This is a genomic window from Vibrio sp. 10N.222.55.C7 (assembly GCF_041473335.1).
Classification (GTDB): Bacteria; Pseudomonadota; Gammaproteobacteria; order Enterobacterales; family Vibrionaceae; genus Vibrio; species Vibrio crassostreae_C.
Map to the genome: position 1 here is coordinate 1 of NZ_JBFRSC010000025.1, position 25,187 is coordinate 25,187.

The following is a 25,187-nucleotide window of genomic DNA, read 5'->3' on the forward strand; positions in this document are numbered from 1 at the left end:
ACTGAGCTAGTATCGCATTATAAAAGGTCTTTCACCTTTCGATTACCGCTTTCGCCGTAACCTACAAATTGGAGCGATACATCGGGTTCGAACCGATGACCTCAACCTTGGCAAGGTTGCGCTCTACCAACTGAGCTAGTATCGCAATCTGAAAACGTCTTTCTCCGTTCAGGGCTGCGAATTATAAGAGCATTTTTTTGTGATGCAAGTCCTTAATGCAAAATTACGAAACTTTTTACTCAACTGCTGTAAAAGCACACAGATTTGCAAAAAAAACGGCTCTTATGTCCCTGAAAAGTTAGATAAACGTGATCATTTTATTCGACTAGATGTTAATAATCGTTTTTCGGTAGTACTGCAGCTCGGCGATCGACTCTCGAATATCGTCTAACGCAAGGTGACTTCCCGACTTAGAAAAACCATCTAACACTTCAGGTTTCCAACGACGAGTCAGCTCTTTCAGAGTGCTTACGTCAACATAGCGGTAGTGGAAGTACTCTTCTAACTCTGGCATGTGCTTGTATAGGAAACGACGGTCTTGACCAATGCTGTTGCCACAAATTGGTGACTTACCTTTTGGTACCCATTTTTCAAGAAACTCAATGGTTTGTTGGATGGCATCTTGCTCTGAAACCGTGCTTTCTTGAATTCGCTTCACGAGGCCGCTGCCAGTGTGAGTCGTTGTACACCACTCGTCCATCTTGTCCAATTCACTCTGAGGTTGGTGAATAGCCAAAACAGGTCCTTCAGCCAGGATGTTAAGCTCACTATCAGTAACGATAGTAGCAATTTCAATGATTTTATGAGTTTCAGGATCAAGTCCTGTCATCTCTAGATCAACCCAAATAAGGTTCTGATCGCTAAAGGACATAAGGCGTCGCCTATTTGTTTATGTGTAAAAGAGGTACTATACCCAAATAACTATACTCAAACTAGCTTTAGGACCATCGAAATCACGTGGTACCAGCAACATCCTGTTTGAGTCCCCAATCATCAAGTTAGATGTGTTAAGTGAAAAATTGTGGCTAAAAAAAAGAAGTTAACCAAAGGTCAAGTACGTCGTGTACGTAGCAACCAGAACAAGCGACTCAAGAAAGAAGATTCTATCCAATGGGATGAGAACATGCTTGGCGGAACCAAAAGCGGACTCGTGATTACGCGCTTTGGCCAACATGCTGATATCGAAGATCTTGAAACTAACGAAGTTCATCGTTGTAACTTACGCCGTAGTATCGAGACTTTAGTTTCTGGTGACCGAGTGACTTGGCGCGCAGGCTTAGAATCAATGGCCGGTATTTCTGGCGTTGTGGAAGCGGTTGAGCCGAGAACTTCAATGCTGACTCGCCCTGATTACTACGATGGCCTAAAGCCAGTAGCTGCGAACGTCGACCAAATGGTTATCGTATCGGCTGTGCTACCAGAGCTATCACTTAATATTATCGACCGTTACCTAATTGCTTCAGAAACGGTAAACATCGCGCCGCTTGTTGTACTGAACAAGGTCGATCTACTGACTGATGAGCAGATTGCTGAATACCGTGAAACACTTAAAGAGTACGAGAAGATCGGCTATAAAGTGATGTTCGTGAGTAAAGAGTCTGGCTACGGCATCAAAGAGCTGGAAGCTGAACTCAAAGACCGTATCAACATCTTTGTTGGTCAATCGGGTGTGGGTAAATCAAGCCTAGTGAATGCATTAATGCCTACGCTAGACATTGAAGAAGGCGAAGTCTCTGAGAACTCAGGTCTTGGTCAGCACACAACCACGGCAGCTCGTTTATACCACTTCCCTTCTGGTGGTGATCTGATTGATTCACCAGGAGTGCGTGAATTCGGCCTATGGCACCTAGAGGCCGACGAAATCACTGAAGCCTTTATCGAGTTCAAGCCTTACCTTGGCGGTTGTAAGTTCCGTGACTGTAAACACATTGATGACCCAGGCTGCATCCTGCGCGAAGCGGTAGAAAACGGAAAGATCAGTCGATTACGTTTCGACAACTACCACCGCATCATTGAAAGCATGGCGAGTAACAAAGATAACCGTCAGTATTCACGCAACAAAAAAGCCGATCTCTAATCGCGTTTTTGTGAACAAATGTGTGCATTTACTGACAATTGGCGCGAATTTAAGTAACATCTCGCGCCCTAAACCGTCATCGACAGATTTAATTGAAAAACAATTAGCATTGGAAAATTAATACAATGGATAAGATTAAAGTTGGATTGCAGTACTGGATTCCACAACATGGATTAACTCGCCTAGTCGGCAAACTTGCGTCTGCTAAAGCGGGCGGCTTAACGACAGCGATCATCAACTGGTTCATCAAGCAATACAAAGTGAACATGGATGAAGCTCTGCATAGCGATCCAAAACACTTTAAAACATTCAATGAATTCTTCGTGCGTGAATTGAAAGAAGGCATGCGTCCTATCGCTGAAGGTGAGTCTGTTATTGTTCACCCTGCAGATGCACGTGTGAGCCAATTTGGCCCAATTACTGACGGTCAACTGATTCAAGCGAAAGGCCATAACTACTCAGCTCGCGAGCTATTGGGTGGTGATGCTGCGCTAGCGGATGAATTTAAAGACGGTGAATTCGCAACGCTTTACCTGTCTCCAAGTGATTACCACCGCGTGCACATGCCATGCGACGGCACACTGCGCCAGATGATCTACGTTCCAGGTGACCTTTTCTCAGTTAACCCGTTAACGGCAGAAAACGTTCCAAACCTATTCGCACGTAATGAGCGTGTCGTTTGTATCTTCGATACGGAATTTGGCCCAATGGCACAAGTGCTGGTTGGCGCAACGATCGTAGGTAGCATCGAGCAAGTATGGGCAGGTACCATCACCCCACCTCGTGGTAACTCGGTTTACAAATGGGATTACCCTGCACAAGGTGACAAAGCAATCATCTTGAAGAAAGGCGAAGAGATGGGCCGCTTTAAGCTTGGTTCAACCGTTATCAACCTGTTCGCTAAAGATGCGATCAAGTTTGACGACACTATGCAAAATGGCGAGAAAACGGTTCTTGGTACACCTTTCGCGCACATTGCTGGCAAAGAAGCGCAAGCAAATGACGATGTTGTTACCGATTCTGCTGAGAACACTGACCAAGCTTAACAATTTGAGTTAACTCATTTAAGCTTTCAAGGCGCGTTACTTTTTCTATTTCAGAGAAGAACGCGCCTTTTTCTTAACTCTACCGATTCATTTGCTACTCAAGCTCTAACAACTCAATCTTTCAAACCCTGCCCAGCCACCTGCTGCTTCTCACTCTTGTCTCTAATTGCCCAGATAAAAGATTGACCAAAAACAAAACAACTGTCGAAACCTTAAACAACTTTTTGATTTTCCAACCCGTCTCCAAGTACCAGAAATCCAGATAACTTACTCTATTTGAAGATATTTTATTTATAGGGTCTTTGTACATGCCTAAACTCAATGTTGGCGTTCTGGTCAAGCTGTTGATTTGTTTTGCGATTCCCTTAGGCGTGTTATTCATGCCGATAGATTCAATACCAATCGATGATCTCACGCTGATTCAACACCGCCTGTTGGCGATATTCTTATTAGCAGCCCTGCTGTGGGTGCTTGAACCTGTTCCGGTATTCGCCACTTCCATTTTGATCATTGCGCTTGAACTGGTGATGATATCTGACAAAGGTTTACACCTATTTAGAAATCCACCAGCGGGGCACGATCTCGGTGAGTTAATCAAATATACCGACATCTTCGGTGCATTTTCATCACCAATCATCATCCTTTTCATGGGTGGCTTTGCTCTTGCGATATCCGCATCCAAGTACGAACTCGATAACAACCTAGCTCGAGTGCTTCTCAAGCCATTTGGTACAGAGCCGCGCTTCATTATGCTCGGCTTAATGCTGATCACCGCCGTGTTCTCAATGTTCATGTCAAATACCGCAACGACGGTAATGATGCTTGCGCTGTTAGGCCCGATCGTCGCATCTGCACCAAAAGGCGATATGGGTATCAAAGCGCTCGTGTTGTGTATTCCAATTGCTGCCAATACTGGCGGTATCGCAACCCCAATCGGTACACCGCCCAATGCCATCGCGCTGCAATACCTAACGGGTGAAAATACCATCGACTTCCTCAGCTGGATGATGATGGGCTTACCCTTTGTGATCATCCAACTCACCATCGCTTGGTTTCTTCTACAAAAACTCTTCCCTTCTAAAGAAAGAAACATGGTGCTCAAGCTCGATGGACAATTTAGAAAGAGCTGGCGAGCGATTGTGGTTTACATCACCTTCGCTGCGACAATCTTATTGTGGATGACCACCAAACTGCATGGCATGAACACCTATGTCGTGTCTATCATTCCATTGGCTGTGTTTACGCTCACTGGCATCATGGGTAAAGAAGAGCTCAAGCTGATTAACTGGGATGTGTTGTGGCTGGTCGCAGGTGGTATTGCGATTGGTATTGGCTTAGATAAAACAGGCTTAGCCGCTGCACTCGCACACGCAATTGACTATGAATCGCTGTCACCTGCAGCTGTGGTACTGACATTGTCTATCGTGTGTTGGTTAATGGCGAACTTCATGTCAAACACTGCGACGGCCAACTTGCTGATGCCGATAGCCGCTGCAATTGGTGCTTCCATGGAAAGCCTAGTTGCGATTGGTGGTCTGCAAGGCTTGCTGGTTATGGTCGCCTTCTCTGCGTCACTTGGCATGATTCTGCCAGTATCGACACCACCAAACTCACTGGCCTACTCGACCGGGCTTATCGAAAGCAAAGACATGGCGAAGATGGGCATCATCTTAGGTATTGTGGGCTTGCTGATGGTTTACCTCGCCCTGTTTATCATCACCTAGCACGTTAATCCCTACTAATGCCCTTCCAGATAGTAATCACGTCTTTGCTATCTGGAAGGTTTAGTGCATATTGAATCCCCCACTTCTACATTTTGACACGGACGTACACTTCAATGGGATTCGAATGGCTGGCTCTTGCTGCCGCTTTTCTTTGGGCCATCGCGAGCCTGATGTCAGTAAAGCCTGCTCAACACTTAGGTTCTTTCGCCTATAGCCGTTGGCGCATGGGTTGTACCGCTATCATCTTATCGAGCATGGCTTGGTTTACTGGTGGCTGGTCAACTGTCGAAGCTGACCTCGTCACGCCGATGATGCTGTCTGGGCTAATTGGCATCTTCATTGGTGATACCGCCCTATTTGCCTGTTTGAATCGAATGGGACCGCGCCAAGCAGGTTTGCTGTTCTCTTGTCATGCCGTGTTCTCGGCGATTCTTGGTTACTTCCTATTTAGCGAAAGCATGACTTCGGTTGAGCTGATTGGCTCAGCGTTGGTGTTTAGCGGCGTTTTAACCGCGATATTCTTTGGTCGTCGAGGACAAGCCAACAACCAACTCGAAACCATCAAGGGCACCGTGTGGATTGGTGTAGCTCTCGGAATCACTGCCGCTATTTGCCAAGCCTTGGGCGGTATTATTGCAAAACCCGTGATGCAAACCAGTATCGACCCAATTGCTGCCTCTGCCATTCGAATGATCACCGCCTTTGTTGCTCACTCCGCATTTCGCTTAACGGGTGCCAAGCTCTCACGCGCAATTAACCCGATGAATGGTCAAATATTCGCGATTACCGCAGTGAACGGCTTTCTTGCTATGGCGGTGGGAATGACGCTGATCTTGTATGCACTGCAAGAAGGAAATGTCGGCATGGTTGCTCTGTTGTCTTCAACCACACCTATCATGTTGTTACCAATACTTTGGCTGTACACCAAACAGAGACCAAATGCCTACGCTTGGATCGGTGCCATTGTTGCCGTTATTGGCACTGGTATTCTAGTCAGCTAGCTAGTGAAGTTAATTGGCAGCTGATTGGAAACTGAGAGTGAATAGCTAATGACTATTCACTCTCAGTAAAAACAAAAGCAAAAAGTTAAGAACGTGGGAAAGGAAAAGCCGTCACGTCATCGATGTGGTCATAACCTAACGCCAGCATGATCAGACGATCAATACCTAAAGCAACACCCGCACAGTCTGGTAAGCCCGCTTTTAATGCCTCAATCAAGTGATGGTCAATCGGTTGAGGCGATAAGCCCATCTCAATACGTTTGGCATTGTCATCTTCAAAGCGCTTGAGCTGCTCTTGTGGCTTATCTAATTCATGGAAGCCGTTTGCCAATTCAATCCCTTTAAAGTACACCTCAAAGCGATCGGCTACTCGCGAATCATTCGGGTTAATCTTGGCTAATGCCGCTTGTGAAGCCGGAAAGTCATAAACAAACGCAGGCACTTGTTGCCCTATTTTGGCTTCAACCCCAATACTAAACAGCAACTGCAGCAAGGTATCACGATCTTCTTCAGGGTCAGCTATATCGCTGAGCCCAAGTTTTGCTGCGGCTTGCTTTAGCGTAGCCATCGAATCTTCCAGGGGACACACACCTAACACGTCAATAAAGGCTTGTTGGTAAGTCATTCGCTCTGCTGAGCCCGATCTAAGTACCTGCTGTAACAGCAAATCCATTTCATCCATCAGGTCATGGTGATCAAAGCCAACGCGATACCACTCCAACATGGTGAACTCAGGGTTGTGGTAACGGCCATTTTCTTCGTTACGGAAAGACTTACAAATTTGGTAAATACAGCCACTGCCCGCCGCTAATAGACGTTTCATATGAAACTCAGGGCTAGTCATAAAGAACAGAGGCTGACCGTGCGCATAACCCGGCCCTACGAATTCAGTTTTGAAAGTATGCAAATGCACGTCCGTCACCGTGGCGTGGCTCATCGCAGGCGTATCCACTTCCATCACGTTTCGCTCAGCAAAGAACTGACGAATTTGATTAAGGATATCAGCACGTTGCTTTAACTGTTTAATGGTTGCGGCCGGTTGCCATGTAGAGTGCATTATTGAGTTCCATATTACTGAATTCTAGGCGACGAAAATTACCACCTTTCGTCGCTTTTGTAAGCTTCTATCTTTCTATTCGTGAAAGCAAAATGTTGTTTTAATGAAGCCAGAAAATTACGTTCTACAATACAATTATCAATACATATTTCACATCCACATTGATAACAAAAATCATACTCAACAAGCCGTTAACACCCGTCCTGTGGGTTAATCGTTATCAACGATTCATTGCCGTGATTGCAGTCACATAACCTATAATTTCTATGCCTCCATATGCATTACCGACCTAAAAACCCAAATGCATCAACTTTTCGAATACCTTCCTCTCTTACACTGAACCTACCACTTAAGGCTTAGGGGTGCTAAATGGTTCCTACAATTTAGAACCTCCTAAATAGGCTTTTTATAATAACAAGCGGAATACTCCGCATCACACTGGAGAATAACTGTGAAGACAATTACCACAGATATCGCAGTCATCGGCGCAGGCGGCGCTGGTCTTCGTACAGCTATTGCTGCGGCTGAAGCTAATCCTGAACTGGAAGTAGCACTGATTTCCAAAGTTTACCCAATGCGTTCGCACACGGTAGCGGCAGAAGGCGGTTCAGCAGCGGTAATTAAAGACGAAGATAGCCTAGATAACCACTTCAACGATACTGTTGGTGGTGGCGACTGGCTATGTGAACAGGATGTTGTTGAATACTTTGTTGAAAACTCGACTCGCGAAATGATCCAAATGGAACAATGGGGCTGCCCATGGAGTCGTAAAGAAAACGGTGAAGTAAACGTACGCCGATTCGGCGGTATGAAGGTAGAGAGAACGTGGTTCGCAGCGGATAAAACCGGCTTCCACATGCTTCATACTCTGTTCCAGACTTCGATGAAGTACGACACAATCAAACGATTTGATGAGTACTTTGTGGTGGACCTTCTCGTAGAAAACCAGAGCGGCGTTGAAGATGGCGAAGTACAAGGCCTAATCGCGATTCACATGTCTGAAGGTGAGCTTGTTACCATCAAAGCAAAATCTGTTGTTCTAGCAACCGGTGGCGCAGGTCGTGTTTACCACTGTAATACCAACGGCGGCATCGTAACTGGCGACGGTATGGCAATGGCTTATCGCCACGGTGTACCACTGCGTGATATGGAGTTCGTTCAATACCACCCAACAGGCCTACCGGGCACTGGCATCTTGATGACCGAAGGTTGTCGTGGTGAAGGCGGTATCATCGTCAACAAGAACGGCTACCGTTACCTGCAAGATTACGGCATGGGCCCTGAAACTCCAGTGGGCGAGCCGAAAAACAAATACATGGAACTGGGTCCTCGTGACAAAGTTTCTCAAGCATTCTGGCACGAGCAGCAGAAAGGCAACACCATCAAGCACCCGCTTGGTGATGTCGTACACCTTGATCTTCGTCACCTTGGTGAAGAGTACCTGCAAGAGCGTCTACCGTTCATCTGTGAGCTTGCAAAAGCGTACGTAAACGTAGACCCAGCAAAAGAGCCGATCCCAATTCGTCCAACCGTTCACTACACCATGGGTGGTATTGAAACTAACGGTACCTGTGAAACTCGTATTAAAGGCCTATTCGCCGTTGGTGAATGTGCTTCAGTTGGCCTACACGGTGCAAACCGCCTAGGTTCTAACTCACTGGCTGAGTTCGTGGTATTTGGCCGCGTTGCTGGTGAAGAAGCGGTGAAACGCGCTGCTGAATTCAAAGGCTGGAACGAAGAGTCTATCGCTAAGCAAGTGAAAGCGGTTGAAGAGCGCATCGCAGGTCTACTAAACCAAGAAGGCGACGAGAACTGGGCTGACATCCGTACTGAAATGGGTCACACCATGGAAGCGGGTTGTGGTATCTACCGTCAAGAAGACTTGATGCAAGAAACCATCGACAAAATCACTGAACTGAAAGCTCGCTACAAGAAGATCAGCATTAAAGACAAAGGCAAAGTGTTCAACACTGACCTACTTTACGCTATCGAAGTGGGTTACGGCCTTGAAGTTGCAGAAGCGATGGTCCACTCAGCGATTCTTCGTAAAGAGTCTCGCGGTGCACACCAACGTCTAGACGACAACTGCACAGAACGTGATGACGTGAACTTCCTGAAACACTCTCTATCTTTCTACAACGAAGATGCAGCACCAACCATCGACTACAGCGGCGTTAAGATTACTAAATCTCAACCTAAAGCTCGTCTGTACGGTGAAGCTGCAGAGAAAGCCGCTGCCGCTGAAAAAGCAGCAGAAGAGAATGCGAAGAAGAGCGAAGAGGAGCAAGCATAATGTCAGCGAATCGAATCCAAAAAATTGAAATCCTGCGTTATGATCCTGAGCACGACGCAGAACCTCACTTTCAAACCTTTGAAGTTCCGTTTGATGAAACCATGTCGGTACTTGATGCGATTGGTTACATCAAAGATAACCTAGATAAAGACCTGTCTTACCGTTGGTCTTGTCGTATGGCGATTTGTGGTTCTTGCGGCATCATGGTTGATGGCGTGCCAAAACTGGCGTGTAAGAGCTTCTTACGTGACTACCCGAATGGCTTCAAGATTGAGCCTTTAGCTAACTTCCCAATCGAAAAAGATTTGATTGTCGACATGACGCCGTTCATCGAGCGCCTTGAAGCGATCAAGCCTTACATCATTGGTAACGACCGTAAGCCAGAAGACGGCACCAACATCCAAACTCCAGAGCAAATGGCGAAATACAAACAGTTCGCTGGCTGCATCAACTGTGGTTTGTGTTACGCAGCATGTCCTCAGTTTGGTCTAAACCCTGAGTTCATTGGCCCTGCGGCACTTGCTCTTGCTCACCGCTACAACCTAGATAGCCGTGACAATGGTAAAGCTGAGCGCATGAAGCTTATCAATGGCGACAACGGCGCTTGGGGCTGTACGTTTGTAGGTTACTGTTCTGACGTTTGTCCGAAGAAAGTAGACCCAGCGGCTGCAGTAAACCAAGGCAAAGTTGAGTCTTCAATGGACTTCGTTATCTCGATGTTCAAGCCTGATGGATCGCAAGTAAAAACAGCAGAGGAGGCATAATATGAGCAATCGTAAGCCTTATGTTCGTGAGATGAAGAGAACGTGGTGGAGCAACCATCCGTTCTACCGCTTCTACATGCTACGTGAAGCGACTGTACTGCCTTTGATTTTATTCACTCTGTTCCTAACCTTCGGTTTGGGTGCACTAGTGAAAGGCCCTGAAGCTTGGGCTGGTTGGTTGAGCTTTATGGCTAACCCTATCGTCGTTGGTATCAACATCGTGGCACTGCTAGGCAGCTTGCTGCACGCTCAAACCTTCTTCAGCATGATGCCTCAAGTAATGCCAATCCGTCTTAAAGGCAAATTGGTTGATAAAAAAATCATCGTACTGACCCAGTGGGCAGCGGTGGCTTTTATTTCTTTAATCGTTCTTGTTGTGGTGTAAGGAGCTTTCGTTATGAACACAAATTACAAAGTAACACCTGTTAACCACAACCCACAACGCTCTGATGAGCCAATCTGGTGGGGCCTATTTGGCGCTGGCGGTACTTGGTTTGCGATGATCACACCAATCACGGTTCTAGTGTTAGGTATCTTAGTGCCAATGGGCATCATCGATGCGGACGCAATGAGCTACGAGCGTGTGTCTGAATTCGCCACCAGCATTATCGGTGCGCTATTCATCATCGGTACGCTAGCACTGCCAATGTGGCACGCAATGCACCGTCTTCACCACGGCATGCACGACCTTAAGTTCCATGTCGGTGTTGCGGGTAAAGTTGGCTGCTACTTCGTTGCAGGCCTAATCAGCGCACTGTCTATTATCTTCATTTTTATGATTTAACAGTTAAATAGAAAACGCCTAGGTTTGACCCTAGGCGTTTATTCTATGCTAGATGATAAGTCTATATGCGTTACGGCGATTCAAACCCCACAAATCGCATCACACCCGAGAATATCTCAGCTTCTCCCTCTGCCGGCGCAGGGTTGCTCCAGGTTGGATCGCTCCAGAAGGATTTAGTCGTAATATACTCTCCATCTTGATCAACCTTATTCCAGGTGTCTTTGGCTCCTATAAATTCCTCTTCGGTTATGGTTAAGGTCACCTCACCATTCAAAATCACCCAATCGAACCCGAACAATCCCTCATCATCGTCAAAGTAGCCAGTACCGTTACTATGGAACACAACCTCTTCTTCAACTACAGCCATGACGGTGCCATTTATCTCCCAAAGATCGATGAGCTCCCAACGAGAACTTTCACTGCCATTACCTGTGAAATCAGACTCTATAAACTGAGCACCACCAACGGTACAGTTGGCGACTGCGCTGTCATAGTCCGAACGAGTGCCAAAGTCAGAGGGTTGGTCCGTAAAATCATCCCACGGTGAATCACCATCCTCACAGACCGTTACTGTTCCCTCGTAGGTAACATTTGTAAGCACCTCCTCGGAACCATCCCTAGAGATACTTAATTCGTCATCAGTTTGTGATACAAGTACCCATTGCTCGGTTGAGGTATTTTCATAAGTTACCACCATGGTATTAGCTGAAGTTTGCATCCAACTGTTCCCATAGGTCTCAGTGCCGTCATTGCCGATGTAACTCATACTGCCATCAGCATGGAAGAAGAAGTTGTTACTATCGTACTCCCTCAATACCAAGTTAGTCGGGTCAAACTGCAGAGCGTTTCTATCTTGTTGCACCACGGTATCTGCCCATATCCAACTTTCAGTCACACCGCCTAACGTTTCTTCCTCGAAGAACTTAATTGACCAAGTTTGCTCCATTGACTCTAATAACGCCCAGTAAGTCGTGAAGCTCTCCGATTCATCAGAATAGCTAACCTTAATAAAGCCATCTTCTATGGCCCAGTCATCGATATAGTCACCACCCTCACTCTTCAATACATGTACAGTACCATCAGCATTGAACAAGTAATCACGAGTATCTCCATTGCCTTTAACGCGTTGGAAGTTTAGACCCTCGACCATCTCACTGGTAATGTGAGTTCGACCGCCACAATCCGTGATCGCCGTTTCGTAGTCACTCATACTCGGGATAGGTTGCCCCTCAACAGGTTCTGCATCACCGATGTAGCACTCTTCAAGCACAATCGGACGATCTTGTTGAATAATAGTATCCATCCAGATATAGCTACTTGATTGACCGTCCACAACTTCGTTCTCATAGAACTTGATTGACCACGTATCATCCAACGAATCTAACAGTGCCCAGTAAGTCGTGAAGCTCTCCGATTCATCAGAATAGCTGATCTTAACCAAGCCATCTTCTATGACCCAATCGTCAGTATAGTTACCGCCCTCTCCCTTCAATACATGCACTGTGCCATCAGCATTGAACAAGTAGTCACGAGTATTTCCATTGCCTTTAACGCGTTGGAAGTTTAGACCCTCGACCATTTCGCTGGTAATGTGAGTTCGACCGCCACAATCCGTAATCGCAAGCTCATAGTCAGCCATGATTGGGCTTGACTGATCATCGCTATCACCCAAGTAGCAGGTAAATAGGTAATCGCTCAACACTACACCATCTTCTATAGACTGTGCGGCAATACCATTGAAAGCGTACATAGTATCGTCCGACGGTTCAGCACTTGGCGCCTCAATCTCACCTACCGTAAGTTCACCATTGTACATGCTAAAGATCATGGTAGGCGTATCCCCCTCTCCCATGTAGGGCATAGCCTCAACTGGTACGGTAAATTCGACGATATCTTCACCGTGTAATGTGTAACGTAAGTAATCCGCAGTAGCGACGCGACTTGCCGTTCCTGCGTCCCAATCAAAGAAGTAATAATGCGCCGTGCCATCACTCACTAACTCGATATCAAAGTCTAGATAGAGGCCAACAGAGGTAGTAAGATCTGTGGAAACCGACTCACCGACCGACTGCGACACAATAATGTCGTCCAGACTTGTAATAGAGCTACCATCCGTATCATAACCGACGTCAGAGAACCTCACGTACGGACTACCACCCTCCCATAGGAAGTACTGGTTTACGGCTGGAGAGAAGGTAAACATTACCGCTTGTGAGCCTTCAGCGAACCTCGCCTCTTCCATGAAGTCGAACCACTCAAAGTAGACTTCATACAATGCCATACCCGATAGGTTTACCACTTCTGATTCTACTGAATAATAGAAACTGGAATTGTCTTCTGGATAGGCAATAAGTTGCTCTCCAGAGAAGTCTATCGTATAACCTACCGGAGTTTGCCAGCCGTTTTCAGTGAGCTGTACGTCCCCCTCAGCTTCAAGTGGTAGCTGGATAAAGGATTGATCACCACGGTACTGTATGAGTTCCGTAAGGGTTAACGTATCACCGCCATAACTCAAGGTTTCTTTAAACAGAATATCTACGAACGATAGTTCGCTCCCATCGCTGAAGAATCCGTAAAGAGTCCCCTCTTGCTCCGCAAACTCTTGGGCGGTAATAGTCCACTTATTTGGGTCGGTTGGATAAAGGTCTTCACCGTCATAAACGCCGTCTTCATCTGAATCAGCATTATTCGGATCTAAACCTTCGGTTGCATTCTCATGGTTATCGCCTAAACCATCACTATCAGAATCCGCCCACTCTAATGAGTCATAAGGGAAGGCATCGCTATTGTCGCCAACATAGTCACCATCACTATCATCCCATTCATTTGGATCATTAGGGAAAGCATCCTCGTAGTCTTTAAAGCCATCGTCGTCGCTATCTTGATTTAAAAACTCTGCAAGATAATCTTGCGCAGCTGTCTCGTCTAAGAAGAACACTCCTAGACTGTTATGCCAACTAAACGCTTCCTCCGTTAGGTCCATGCTCCAAGTGTCTATGCCCCTGCGATAGTAAGCATTGTGCCAAGGCCAAGGATTCTCAACATCCGGGACCATAAGCACCATATCAACGTCATTCACTCCGGTGAACGAACCAGGAACCACACCACTATCACCAAGGTTCAATGTAACCAGTGTTGGAATACCCGTATAAGTCAATAGGTAGTCTTGCGTTACAACGTGCCATTGAATTGGCCCATTGTCATCGTATTGGAAGCTGCTTGTAGGTAACAGCGTAGCGTATCGGCTCAGGCCTGGAATGATTTGATCATCAATAAGCTCCAACTCTGTGCCATCAGCACGGGCATCCTCTACCTGTTGTGGTAGATCAACAACCGCTTGTGTTCCCCACTCATCAAATGAGGTAGCAACCCAAAGGCCATTAGATTGTTTCTGGTAAACGCGATAGGCCTGTCCGACATTATCAGTGTCAGTCGTAAATGAATAATCCGCTAATGGGTAGTGCTGCCACTCTATGTGTTTATTTTTTTCCACATCACTAACAGAGCGAGACACGGCATTCCATTCTTGGAACAAGGTATTGATTGGATCACTATCGACAATGAGTAGTGTGTTCGTTTCCTCGTTTAGAACCGAACGCTCTCCACTTTCAAGAACATCACCATTGATTAGCACCTCTTTGCGGTAATAGTTCCAGTACGAGGTGAGATCGTCCCATTTGCCATCATTAAAGTTAAAGTCTGCGTACTCATGGAATTCACCATCTTGTGGGTTTGCCCATATTGGTGTCGAATATTCGTAGACATAGCTACCATCAGGGATATTATTAAATCGAAGTTCAACATTGATGTAACCGTCTGCACCCCAGTCCTGCTTAGACTCCACGAAACTCTGCACGTAATCCTGCGTTACAGTGGTTAAAGTCTGAGCCCATTGAGCTTGATGGGTTTGAACATCGTCGATATCAAAGCCATTTACCGTGTATTCGGTTAACGTTTCGACCGCTTGAACGCCCTCTGCGACGTCCTCAAATTCCACTGATACACTATGTATTGTATCTATTTGAGATAAGTCATTTGGGTGAACTCTAGATGTTAAGGCTACGCCTTGTTCATAGACACGACCATTACCGCCGAAACCGCCCTCAAGAGATGCATCACCCTCATCGATATAGCGCCAATACGTCTCGCTTGTTTCGGTTCTAGTACCAATTTCAAGAGACATGCCTTCGTAACGTGCAGTACCATCGAGGTTATAGTCGTACGCAAAGGTCTGGATACGAGTAAAGTCATCATTTAACAGGTGATCGACACTTTGTGTCGTGCCATATACCACGTCATCAGCAGTGATATATTGAGTAGTTATGGTGGTAACAATCTCTCCGCTATTCAGTGTCTCAACCATTTCTTCGACCTCAATATCCAGTGTAATGATATCGCGATCTGTTATGTTTAAAACTGCTACATCAGTTGCACTAACATTGGCCACAACATCAGCAATTGACTTATTTCCATCCTCTGGATGAACATCGGCATTATTACCAACGCCATCACCGTCCACATCGACCCATTCGGTCGCATCGGTTGGGAATTCATCAACATCATTGTTGTAACTGTCGTTATCCGTATCGTTTGGATACGGGTCATCCTCGTTATCGCCTAAGCCATCATCATCCGTATCTGCCCATTCGGTCGCATCGGTTGGGAATTCATCGGCATTATTACCAACGCCATCACCGTCCGTATCTAAGGACTCGTTGGGATCCGATGGGAATTTATCGGCATTATTACCAACACCATCACCGTCCGTATCTGCCCATTCGGTTGGGTCATTATCAAATACATCTTGATTGTCACCATAGCCATCAGAGTCATTATCAGCCCACTCAGTTGGATCTTGTGGGAAGACATCATCAATACTGTCTACCCCATCCGAATCATGGTCACCAGCACGAGAACGATCCGTTGGAAACGCATCATTGGCATCAGGGTAGATGTCATCTTCTCCGTCCACCGTATCATCATTTAGGTCGGCATTATTACCGATCTCATCACCATCGGAGTCCAGACTTTCATCGGGATCATTCGGAAAGTCATCTAAGTCATTGGGGACGCCGTCATCATCTGTGTCATTAGAAAAATCGACACCCTCTGTCGCACCACCAACATTATCAAATGTCTTATCGCTATCACCTGCAACTTCTTCAATTTTCTTTTTGATTTCATTATTCACAGATGCAGTCACAGAGATAAACTTAGTCCCTTTATCTTCACTTTCAGCAACTTCTTGCAACCCTTGAGGAGATGAAGGCAAAACATTTGAATCAACCAAGTTTTCAGCGGCATAAGCGGCAGCCTCAACACCTGACTCAACAAAATCACCTAAGATTTCATCTTCATCTAAGCCTAGCTGATCAGCGACTTGCTGAATGGCAGCTTGCTTTGCTGCTTCAACCGCAGCAGCATCGTCAGAATCTGTAGTGTTTTGCTCGATCAATACGTGAACTAGCGTACTCAAAGGGGTGACATATTTTTCACCTGGAGGGGCTGACATAATATAGTCGTCAGACACCGTAACATCAGGTTCATCTTCATCAATCGTCTGCCCGGAGATCGCTTGCACAACGACAGGGTACTGTTCAGGGTTGTCGACATCGGTGACGTCTAAATCTGCAACTCCGCCATCACCAGAAATAGCATTAGGCTCACCGTCGTCTAAGACGTAGTTACCGTTAAGGTCTAACCAAATTCGAGCATGACGTAAATAACCATCAATTGCAGTCACACTGTATTTAGTCGTTTCAGCTGGGGAGCTGGGAGTCGAGGGAGTCTCACTCGGAGTCGTGGTTGACACGGTTGTATCATCGTCATCACATCCTGAAAGCCCGACGATACTAACCAAACCAAGAGCCAACGTAATTGCATTAAGTCTCATATTAATATCCACATAGTTGCTTAATAACATCGCGTATAAAGCTAGTAGACTCTACTCATTCTAACAATATTGTAATCAGCTTCCCTTCCCACCACACACATTCACAAAATCAATACTAAACAGCCACATATTGTATTGAGATATTTTTGTTGCGATATATAAACGCCAAAAACACCTTGTAAATCTATAAGTTAGATAAAATTTTTGATTTTCATCCAGAATACAACCAAAATATGATGCTGGTCACACAATGTAACCTTGTGACCATTGTGAATCGCATCTGGCTTACTCACTCTTGATTTTCCAGCTCTTCGTATCCCGCATCTCGTATTACTCGTATCTGCTCTTCCCCAATCTTGGGATACAAAAAAAGGCCGCCTAAGCGACCTTTTTCAGATACTTGAAGTCAATTACTTCACACGACCAACGTATTCGCCAGTACGAGTATCAACTTTAACAACTTCACCGATAGCGATGAATAGAGGTACGCGAACTACCGCGCCTGTTGCTAGAGTTGCAGGCTTACCGCCAGTACCTTGTGTGTCGCCCTTAAGGCCAGGATCGGTTTCTGTTACTGCGATCTCAACAAAGTTTGGTGGAGTTACTGTGATAGGGTTATCATTCCACAACGTTAGAGTACATACGTCGTTTTCAACTAACCATTTAGAAGTCTCGCCTACTGCTTTTGCATCAGCAGCGATTTGCTCGAATGTTTCGTTGTTCATGAAGTGGTAGAATTCGCCATCGCTGTATAGGTAGCCTAGTTCAACGTCTACAACGTCCGCTAGTTCTACTGTATCGCCTGACTTAAATGTTTTCTCTAACACTTTGCCTGACAGCAGTTTACGAAGTTTAACACGGTTAAACGCTTGGCCTTTACCTGGCTTAACGTATTCATTTTCGATAATTGAGCAAGGCTCGTTATCCATCATGAATTTTAAACCGCCTTTGAATTCATTGGTGCTTACTGACGCCATGATTTTCTCTTCCACATCTTTGAGTTAATTTCAATGCCGCATATCATAACCCGAAAAGTCGAATCTGTTGAGCAAAACTGGCTCAAACAACTATCGAATGCGATCTCTGACCCGACAAAACTGCTTGAGGCATTAGAAATAGACCCAACACCATGGCAAGCAGGCTTCGCTGCTCGTGAGTTATTTGCACTTCGGGTACCTCTTAGCTTTGTCGAACGAATGGAAAAAGGCAACCCACACGATCCATTGCTACGACAAATTTTACCGCTAAGCGAAGAGTTTGAGGTACACCAAGGCTATTCCGCTGATCCACTGGAAGAGCAAGACAACGCCATTCCTGGGCTACTGCACAAATACAAGAACCGTGCACTGATGATTGTGAAAGGCGGTTGTGCGATTAACTGCCGCTACTGCTTCCGTCGTCACTTCCCTTACCAAGATAACAAGGGCTCGAAGTCGGTTTGGCAAACCAGTCTCGACTATGTGGCGGCTCACCCAGAGATCAACGAAGTTATCTTGTCGGGTGGCGATCCACTGATGGCAAAAGACAGCGAACTAGAGTGGCTAATTCATGCTATCGCACAAATTCCACATGTGAAAACAGTTCGAATTCATAGCCGATTACCGGTTGTGATTCCCGCTCGAGTAACGGATGAACTATGCCAATTGTTAGCTCAAACTCGCCTTAATGTGGTGATGGTGAGTCATATTAACCATGCCAACGAAATTAACTTAGAGCTCAAACAAGCTTTCCACAAGCTTAAGTTAAGTGGTGCTACTCTGCTCAACCAAGGCGTGATGCTTAAAGGCGTAAACAACAGCGCTAACTCATTGAAAGAATTAAGCGAAAAGCTATTCGACGCCGGTATTTTACCTTACTATATGCATGTACTTGATAAGGTTCAGGGCGCAGCGCACTTCTATATTTCAGATGAAGAGGCGAAGCATCACTTTAAAGGATTAATCTCTGAGGTTTCTGGCTACCTAGTACCTAAGTTAACCCGTGAAATTGGCGGACGCAGCAGCAAGACACCGCTCGACCTACACATTGAATAGAGAAGTTGTATCAATGAAACACAATACCTCAGTTGCTCCACCAGCAACCACATCTCAACCAGCGCTTAGGTTCAGCTCAAGAGGTTTCACCATCATCGAGCTGGTCGTGGTGATCGTGATTCTAGGTATTGTGTCGGTCACTGCAGCTTCTAAGTTCCTCAACCTTCAAAGCGATGCTCGTATCTCGACATTAAACGGCCTTAAAGGCGGAATGGAGGGCGCAAGTGCTATGCTTTATGGTAAGACATCAGCATTGGGATTAGATAAAGCAGCTAGCGCATCGATTAATGTTGAGGGTGACAATATCTCAGTGGTCTATGGTTATCCTGCAGCGATGAACGATCAAACTTGGTCACAGCTCATCGAATCAACCTTTCTAGATGCTGTTTGGGATACGGGTCGAGCTGACTGGTTCTTTACCAACACAGATGCGAATGATGGCATTATTCTTTATGCGCCTTCTAGCCGAAAAAAACAGGCTGATAACTGCTACCTTGAGTACCAAGAAGCGACAGAGACCACGACACCAGCCTTCACCTTAACAACAAGCGGCTGCTAGGTTTTAAGTAATCTTTATCAATCGTTAAGACAAAAAGTTTTTGTTCGATCGTCCGGTCTATTATTAGCATACTCGGCTCTATTCTAAATTTTTAGGAGGGGTGATATGTCACAATTTATAGAACAAACTCTCAACCTTGCCCCCTTTAGCTGGGCAGGCCTCGCTGCATGCATGCTGTGTGGTTCTTTAATCGGAATCGAAAGGCAAACACGCGGTAAACCCGTCGGAATCCGAACGTCGATTCTGATCATCAGTGGTACCTATTTCTTCCTCACCATGGCGATCAGCCTATCCCCCAACACACTCGATCAAGCTCGTGTGCTTGGTCAGATAATTACGGGTGTTGGATTTCTTGGGGCTGGTGTAATGATGACACTGGATGGCAAGATTCATGGCGTGACTTCAGCCGCAATTATCTGGGTACTCGCAGCATTAGGTATGATGATCGCACTAGGGCATCTTTCCCAATCGGTCATCATCACGCTAATGGCGCTGGTTATCCTACTTGGTGTCGACAAAGTGGAAAATAGCTTCCAGAGCCTACGCCGTGGTGTGCATCAGAAGTGGATGAGAAAAGGCCGCGTGAAGAAGTAACCTCAACCTGAAACAGACATTAAAAAGGCCTAGTCACACGACTAGGTCTTTGTGTATCCAACTAATTAATACACCTGAATACACACCTGGTTCTTACCTGCAGCCTTGGCCTTATAAAGCTGCTCATCAGACGAACGAATGCTCTGGTTTTCCCACAAGTGCCCGACACTGTCGAACTTATACAAAGAGTAAAGCGTCGCGCCACCAGACACTGAGATACTAATCTTGTCACCCGTAGGGCATCGATAACTCTGTAGGCTAATGTCGTTTTGAATTCGCTCAAAGATCGATGAAAGCAACTCAGACGATTCACCCGTAATCGCGACAACAAACTCTTCGCCACCAAATCGAGCCACGATATCTTGCTGTCTAACGCTGTTCAGCATCAACCGAGCAACATGGCAAATCACCTCGTCCCCCACTTTATGGCCATGCTGATCATTAACGACTTTGAAATCATCGATATCAAACACGCCAACACCAATAATCGGCTCTTCATCTTGCGCCAGTAATCGAGCCTCAAAACCACGTCGATTCAGCAAGCCCGTTAATGGGTCGCGCATTGCTAGCTCATTTAAACGCTGGTGCTCTTGTCTTGTATAGAAGCGCCATAGCCATAAAACCGAGAGCAGATACAAAACCAACAGTATCGAAAGCTGAATCTTCTCCATCTCCAATACATGCAGAAAGTGCTCGCTCTTATCTTCTTCAATACTCAGATATAGCTGGGTGTTAATGTCATCAACATACAGAGGCTTGGAATACGTAAAATCCATAAACCCGTATTTGTTTGCGCCTCGAGTACTGGTGACTTTATAGCCATGGGTAGGGTTCGATACTAGGTTCGAGACATAACCATCGACACCCAACACCCCTTTAAACTCACCATTAACGTAGATTCCTTTGGTTAAGGTCACCACTTTCTGACCTGTCAGGTAGTCATCATATTGGCCGGTATACACCACTTGGTCTTGCCCTTGAGCTAAGCCAAAGCGAATCGTGTTCACCCAATAAGGCCTGCTATTCACAACCGAATCAAAGGTGTCGCCCTTAATGTAACTGGCAAAGTCAGAAGGCGAAGAGATAATGAATTTCTCTTTTGAAATGAAGTAAATCGCAGAAATGGTATCTATGGTATTGGCAAAATAAGCCATGGTCGGCGCGATGAACAGGCGCTTACCCGCTTCGGTATAAAGGTCCGATTCCGGGTTGCACATCTCGCGAGGGCCAGAGAACATAAAATCAAAACGAGGGGCATGTTGCTCCTCACTGGTGAAGTAACACGTCTCACCCTCGATCTTTTTGTCATGCGAGAATACGTAGGTATCCCCATGCAGTGGATAAAGCGCAGTGATGTTGTACTCAAGCGCATTTATGATCTGTGTGAGCTCCGCTAAAGAGCGTGTCACGCCTTGGTTTTCCATTCCATACTGTTTATCTGATTCTTCCGCTGAATCAACGAGCAACAAGCTCAAAACTACTAAAAAACTGGCGGTCAGGCCTAAGAAAGCCTTTTTAAAATCGACGGTATGGTGGTTAATCAAAGCATATAAATCATCATTAGGAATTTATCGCACATTGTACTCATAAGTAAAAATACTGCAATAGAAAATATAAAACAATATGCTTATCTATTTTGGAGGGGCGTTTGGATATCTATAAGAAAATGTTGAGTTGCAATAACGCCTAAGTCAGATGCACTTAGGCGTTATGAATCACTATAGTAACACTAAGCCTTACTTAGCAAAGTTTACAATCGGGAAGCACGGGAAGAAACCGTTATCAGCACAGTTGATCAGACCAACTTGTACGCCTTCGATTTTGTTGGTTTTGTTGAAGATACCAACCTGAACCGTAGACACTTCTGAAAGGTTCGCAGCGCCAACATCAACCATAGTGTTACCTTCTGAGTAGTTGACGAAACTCACGTTCGCGCCTTTCACATCATTAGTAATGTTCACAGCACCAAGGTTAACACCCGTTGTTTTACCCGTGTTCCAGTTGAAGAAACCTAGAGATGCACCGGTCATTTCTTGGTTCACTTTTGATGCACCAAAAATACCCAGGTTCACACCTGTGGTCGTTTGCGTCTCAGACATACCAACAACAGCAAGATCAAGACCTTTAAGGTCGTTCACTTGTCCGTGAAGTAAAGCCAAGCGCACACCGCCAACAGCGTCTGAGTCAGGTGCGTTGAAGCCATTGATCGTTGAAAACATAACAGGCGAAGAAGCAAATGCCGCCGGTGCCATTACTGCTGCAGACACAGCAAGTACTGAAAGTAGTTTTTTCATTGGGGAGTCTCCACTGACTTATTGTTCACTTGATTAATCCATTTTTAATCAAGCATTTATTGTCCTTTATTCAACAGCTACCCATGTTAAATCAATGTAATAACTGTACTGTTGAATATAAGCCGCTAAATCATAAAGAGCAATGGTTAAGAGCAGATGCGGGATTCGAGTGAACGAGATGCGAAAAGCAAAAAAAACAGAGACCGAAACCTCCGCTCTAACGCTTATTATTCCAAACAAAAATCTAGGCGAGAAAATCAACATGTTTCACAAGCTTATAGCCCACACACTTATTGCCGCATCTAAAGCGATGTCATCCTAAAAAATTTATTGATAAAAGCTCAACAGACCTCAGGTATTCAAAAACTAATGTTCGTAAAATTCTGAAAATAAACTAAATTCTAATATAGGAATAGAACGATATGAAACAGTGGGAATAACATGGTTAAGGAACCTACGAATAAACAGACCATTAAAGCGATTATTTCGCGTGGTTTTTTGGCTATCGTGTTATTTTTAGGCCTCTATATCTATGTTAGCCATGCTCTGAAGAACAAAGAGCAGGACATGATTAATCTCCAGCTCAGTCTTTCTGAAGCTTATAGCGTTATGCTCTCTGTCAGACGACAAGAGCAGCAGTTTGTTTCCACAAGGCAACCAGAGATTCAAGAACAACTCAATATAAAGCGAAGTCAGCTGATCGAAAAGCTGGCTGAGATCGATGGGAAAATCGTACGAAGCGACCTCAATATTTCTTTTAATTATGCCAAAGTTGTCGAGTATCTCGACGAGTACCACACCGCCTTTACATTATTAGCCCTTGAGTTAGTCAGCATACATGGCAAGAGGGACCAAATTGGGCTCATTGAGAAACTAAAAAATGCAGCGTTGACACTTGAGCGCTTCGTACATGAATCCAATAATGTGCAGCTTGAAGAATTGACTTTAGAAACACAAGATCTCATGTATCAGTTCTTTACCGATTTTGATCAGACAACATTAGATAAGATTGTCGATTCATTGTTCAAAATCCAAGATGAAATAGAACAGAATTCCCGAACGATCAGTGCATTAGCTTCGTTTAATAATTTTAAACGCCACTTTTGGCGATTGCAGCGAGGGTTAAAGAGTGTCGGGTACAGCTCTGATAGCGGCCTCAAAGGAGAACTCACCAGCAGTATTTATCATGTTGAAGATGAGCTCAACTTACTTTTCACCGAAACACCCAAGCAGATCGCAGAGAGCCTGACGCAGATAAAGTTGTACAGCTACTTATCGACAGCCGCATTAGGAGGGGTGACGTTACTGGTGCTGCTTTATGTTGTGTGGCGTGCCAGTCAACTTGAAACTCAATTGATTGTTTCACAAGAGAAAGCACGACAAGCAAACCGTGCAAAAAGTGCCTTTCTTGCCAATATGTCTCATGAGATACGGACACCGCTTAATGGCGTGATTGGTATGTCAGAAATACTGGCAGAAACCAAACTATCCGCAGAACAGAAAGACTGCCTTGGGACTATCTATACCTCTTCTCAAACCTTACTTATGTTGATCAACGATGTTCTCGATCTGTCCAAAATTGAATCGGGTAAACTGGAAATTAATCCACATACGACAGACTTAAGAGAGCTGCTGTTTGATAGCGTGACTCTGATTTCTTCTAAAGCTTATCAAAAGCAGATTAAGTTGGAAGTTGAAATTGATGGCGAGCTCCCAGAGTACATTCATGTTGATGGGAATAAAATTCGCCAAGTGTTGATGAATTTAGCCTCAAATGCGATCAAATTTACAGAACAAGGCTCTATCGTATTCACCGCTAAACGGCTTCCATCATTGGAAACAGAGTGTGTGGTCGAGTTTTCTGTTCGAGATACAGGTATTGGTATCGCAGCAGACCAACAAGAGCACATTTTCAAAGCGTTTTGCCAAGAAGATACCAACATCACCTCCAATATTGCGGGGACCGGATTAGGGCTTAGTATTTCGTCACGTATGGTGGAAATGATGGGAGGCTCGATAAACGTTGAGTCAGAGAAAGACGTGGGCAGTTGCTTTCATTTCCAATTAACCGTAGTGCCATCAGATCATTCTGAACATAAAAATCGTAAACAAACCGTTGTCTATTATTCAGATGCGCCATCGAAACTTTTACTCGATGACTTGTTCCGCCTTGGTTACTCACCACAACTAAAATCAATCGAAACAAACTTGGCGGCAACTGACCTCCCAGAGATCGCTTTGATGGAAGATATTAACCAAGCCAAAACACTGCATCGCTTAGCACCAGCGGTGAAAATCATCATAGTGAAAGATAATCTTAGTGATCCTATGAGTGAGTGTCATTTTATCTCAGGCTATGTGACTCTTCCTATGCTCGGTTCCCGCTTAAGTAGCATGTTGAACTCCGTGCTTGAAAGGTCACAGCCACAACCCCCTCAACATCAACCTGAGCCGATAGAAGCGACTGTACGTCAAAAAGTCCTCGTAGTTGAAGATAACCGCGTAAACCAGAAGGTGGTATGTATCAATTTAGATAAGTTAGGGATTGAATATTGGGTTGCCAATGATGGACAAGAAGCGATTGATTTATATAAAGAGCATCATCAAGACATCGGCCTTATCTTGATGGACTGCATGATGCCGAATGTAGATGGCTTTGAGGCAACAGAGCGAATCAGGCGCTATGAAGAAAACCTGCAACTTCAGGCAACACATATCCTCGCTTTAACGGCATCCGTGCTCGATGATGATATTAAACGTTGCTTCGAGTGTGGAATGAACGATTATCTTCCAAAACCATTTAAGCGTGACATGATGCTGCAAAAAATTGATGAACAACAGTTTACGCACAAGGCAGGCTGACCAAGGAGCTTTGGAAAAAAGGGTGATGGTGAAGCTGAAATACAGATACGGGATGCGAATAAATAAGGCTTAAGAGCAAAAAAACGGAGACCGAAGTCTCCGTTTTCTAAAGCTTATGTGTGACTTTCTCTGCTATAGAGAAAGGGGGATGATGTAGGGTAGCAGCGACGCATTACTGCGACACCGCCCCCTAAGATGTATGGACT

At 45.2% G+C, this 25,187-nt stretch carries 18 protein-coding genes and 1 tRNA gene; 12 read left to right on the forward strand and 7 right to left on the reverse strand.

Translation table 11 applies throughout. From position 1 onward, the window contains the following. Positions 1-69: 69 nt before the first annotated feature. Both AB4482_RS09485 and orn read right to left on the reverse strand, forming a co-directional pair. Positions 70-145, reverse strand: a tRNA-Gly gene (locus AB4482_RS09485). 180 nt (positions 146-325) lie between these two features. After that, positions 326-871, reverse strand: coding sequence for an oligoribonuclease (gene orn, locus AB4482_RS09490; protein WP_010434065.1), 546 nt, complete (start codon positions 869-871; stop codon positions 326-328). Between the two features lie 150 nt (positions 872-1,021). On the opposite strand from orn, the gene rsgA reads away from it, so the two are divergent. The 4 genes from rsgA to AB4482_RS09510 all read left to right on the forward strand — a co-directional run bounded on the left by rsgA (position 1,022) and on the right by AB4482_RS09510 (position 5,848). Then, entirely contained in the window at positions 1,022-2,077 is a 1,056-nt protein-coding gene (gene rsgA / locus AB4482_RS09495; RefSeq protein WP_017061306.1) for a small ribosomal subunit biogenesis GTPase RsgA, read from the forward strand. A 125-nt stretch (positions 2,078-2,202) separates the two neighbouring features. Then, positions 2,203-3,123, forward strand: coding sequence for an archaetidylserine decarboxylase (gene asd / locus AB4482_RS09500; RefSeq protein ID WP_017063172.1), 921 nt, complete (start codon positions 2,203-2,205; stop codon positions 3,121-3,123). Between the two features lie 308 nt (positions 3,124-3,431). Beyond that, a complete protein-coding gene (locus AB4482_RS09505) occupies positions 3,432-4,847 on the forward strand; it encodes a DASS family sodium-coupled anion symporter (protein ID WP_372180840.1) in 1,416 nt (471 codons plus the stop codon). 113 nt (positions 4,848-4,960) lie between these two features. Then, positions 4,961-5,848: a DMT family transporter gene (locus AB4482_RS09510; protein ID WP_372180841.1), complete on the forward strand. Its 888-nt coding sequence runs from the start codon at positions 4,961-4,963 to the stop codon at positions 5,846-5,848. An 85-nt stretch (positions 5,849-5,933) separates the two neighbouring features. Here the strand turns inward: AB4482_RS09510 and epmA are convergent, their stop codons facing one another. Continuing rightward, positions 5,934-6,905: an elongation factor P--(R)-beta-lysine ligase gene (epmA, locus tag AB4482_RS09515; protein ID WP_372180842.1), complete on the reverse strand. Its 972-nt coding sequence runs from the start codon at positions 6,903-6,905 to the stop codon at positions 5,934-5,936. Between the two features lie 451 nt (positions 6,906-7,356). On the opposite strand from epmA, the gene frdA reads away from it, so the two are divergent. The 4 genes from frdA to frdD are packed head-to-tail and all read left to right on the forward strand — an operon-like array spanning position 7,357 to position 10,746. Continuing rightward, complete coding sequence (gene frdA / locus AB4482_RS09520; protein WP_372122891.1) at positions 7,357-9,198, forward strand: fumarate reductase (quinol) flavoprotein subunit; 1,842 nt, start codon at positions 7,357-7,359, stop codon at positions 9,196-9,198. Further along, on the forward strand, positions 9,198-9,962 hold the full coding sequence (locus AB4482_RS09525; RefSeq protein WP_009847917.1) for a succinate dehydrogenase/fumarate reductase iron-sulfur subunit: 765 nt from the start codon (positions 9,198-9,200) through the stop codon (positions 9,960-9,962). Before frdA ends, AB4482_RS09525 begins: the two co-directional genes overlap by 1 nt. 1 nt (position 9,963) lies before the next feature. Next, positions 9,964-10,347 (forward strand): fumarate reductase subunit FrdC, encoded by a 384-nt coding sequence (gene frdC / locus AB4482_RS09530; protein ID WP_017061300.1) that lies wholly within the window; start codon positions 9,964-9,966, stop codon positions 10,345-10,347. A gap of 12 nt (positions 10,348-10,359) precedes the next feature. Further along, complete coding sequence (gene frdD, locus AB4482_RS09535; RefSeq protein ID WP_372074584.1) at positions 10,360-10,746, forward strand: fumarate reductase subunit FrdD; 387 nt, start codon at positions 10,360-10,362, stop codon at positions 10,744-10,746. A gap of 70 nt (positions 10,747-10,816) precedes the next feature. Here frdD and AB4482_RS09540 read toward each other — a convergent pair whose 3' ends face one another. Continuing rightward, entirely contained in the window at positions 10,817-16,639 is a 5,823-nt protein-coding gene (locus AB4482_RS09540) for a hypothetical protein (RefSeq protein WP_372180845.1), read from the reverse strand. A 410-nt stretch (positions 16,640-17,049) separates the two neighbouring features. Beyond that, positions 17,050-17,616, reverse strand: coding sequence for an elongation factor P (efp, locus tag AB4482_RS09545; protein WP_017067165.1), 567 nt, complete (start codon positions 17,614-17,616; stop codon positions 17,050-17,052). Between the two features lie 33 nt (positions 17,617-17,649). Between efp and epmB the strand changes: the two genes are divergently transcribed. The 3 genes from epmB (at position 17,650) to AB4482_RS09560 (ending at position 19,825) form a co-directional block, all read left to right on the forward strand. Then, positions 17,650-18,672, forward strand: a complete 1,023-nt coding sequence (gene epmB, locus AB4482_RS09550) for an EF-P beta-lysylation protein EpmB (protein WP_136987099.1) — start codon at positions 17,650-17,652, stop codon at positions 18,670-18,672. Positions 18,673-18,685: 13 nt separating this feature from the next. After that, complete coding sequence (locus AB4482_RS09555; protein ID WP_136977157.1) at positions 18,686-19,231, forward strand: prepilin-type N-terminal cleavage/methylation domain-containing protein; 546 nt, start codon at positions 18,686-18,688, stop codon at positions 19,229-19,231. A 105-nt stretch (positions 19,232-19,336) separates the two neighbouring features. Beyond that, a complete protein-coding gene (locus AB4482_RS09560; protein WP_004733333.1) occupies positions 19,337-19,825 on the forward strand; it encodes an MgtC/SapB family protein in 489 nt (162 codons plus the stop codon). 65 nt (positions 19,826-19,890) lie between these two features. Here AB4482_RS09560 and AB4482_RS09565 read toward each other — a convergent pair whose 3' ends face one another. Together AB4482_RS09565 and AB4482_RS09570 are read right to left on the reverse strand one after the other, a co-directional pair. After that, positions 19,891-21,369 carry a diguanylate cyclase gene (locus AB4482_RS09565; protein ID WP_017063163.1) on the reverse strand — a complete coding sequence of 493 codons (1,479 nt, stop codon included), beginning with the start codon at positions 21,367-21,369 and terminating at the stop codon, positions 19,891-19,893. A gap of 192 nt (positions 21,370-21,561) precedes the next feature. After that, positions 21,562-22,119, reverse strand: coding sequence for a VC2662 family protein (locus AB4482_RS09570; protein ID WP_048607780.1), 558 nt, complete (start codon positions 22,117-22,119; stop codon positions 21,562-21,564). A 441-nt stretch (positions 22,120-22,560) separates the two neighbouring features. Between AB4482_RS09570 and AB4482_RS09575 the strand changes: the two genes are divergently transcribed. Continuing rightward, positions 22,561-24,981: an ATP-binding protein gene (locus AB4482_RS09575; protein WP_372180849.1), complete on the forward strand. Its 2,421-nt coding sequence runs from the start codon at positions 22,561-22,563 to the stop codon at positions 24,979-24,981. Positions 24,982-25,187: the final 206 nt, after the last annotated feature.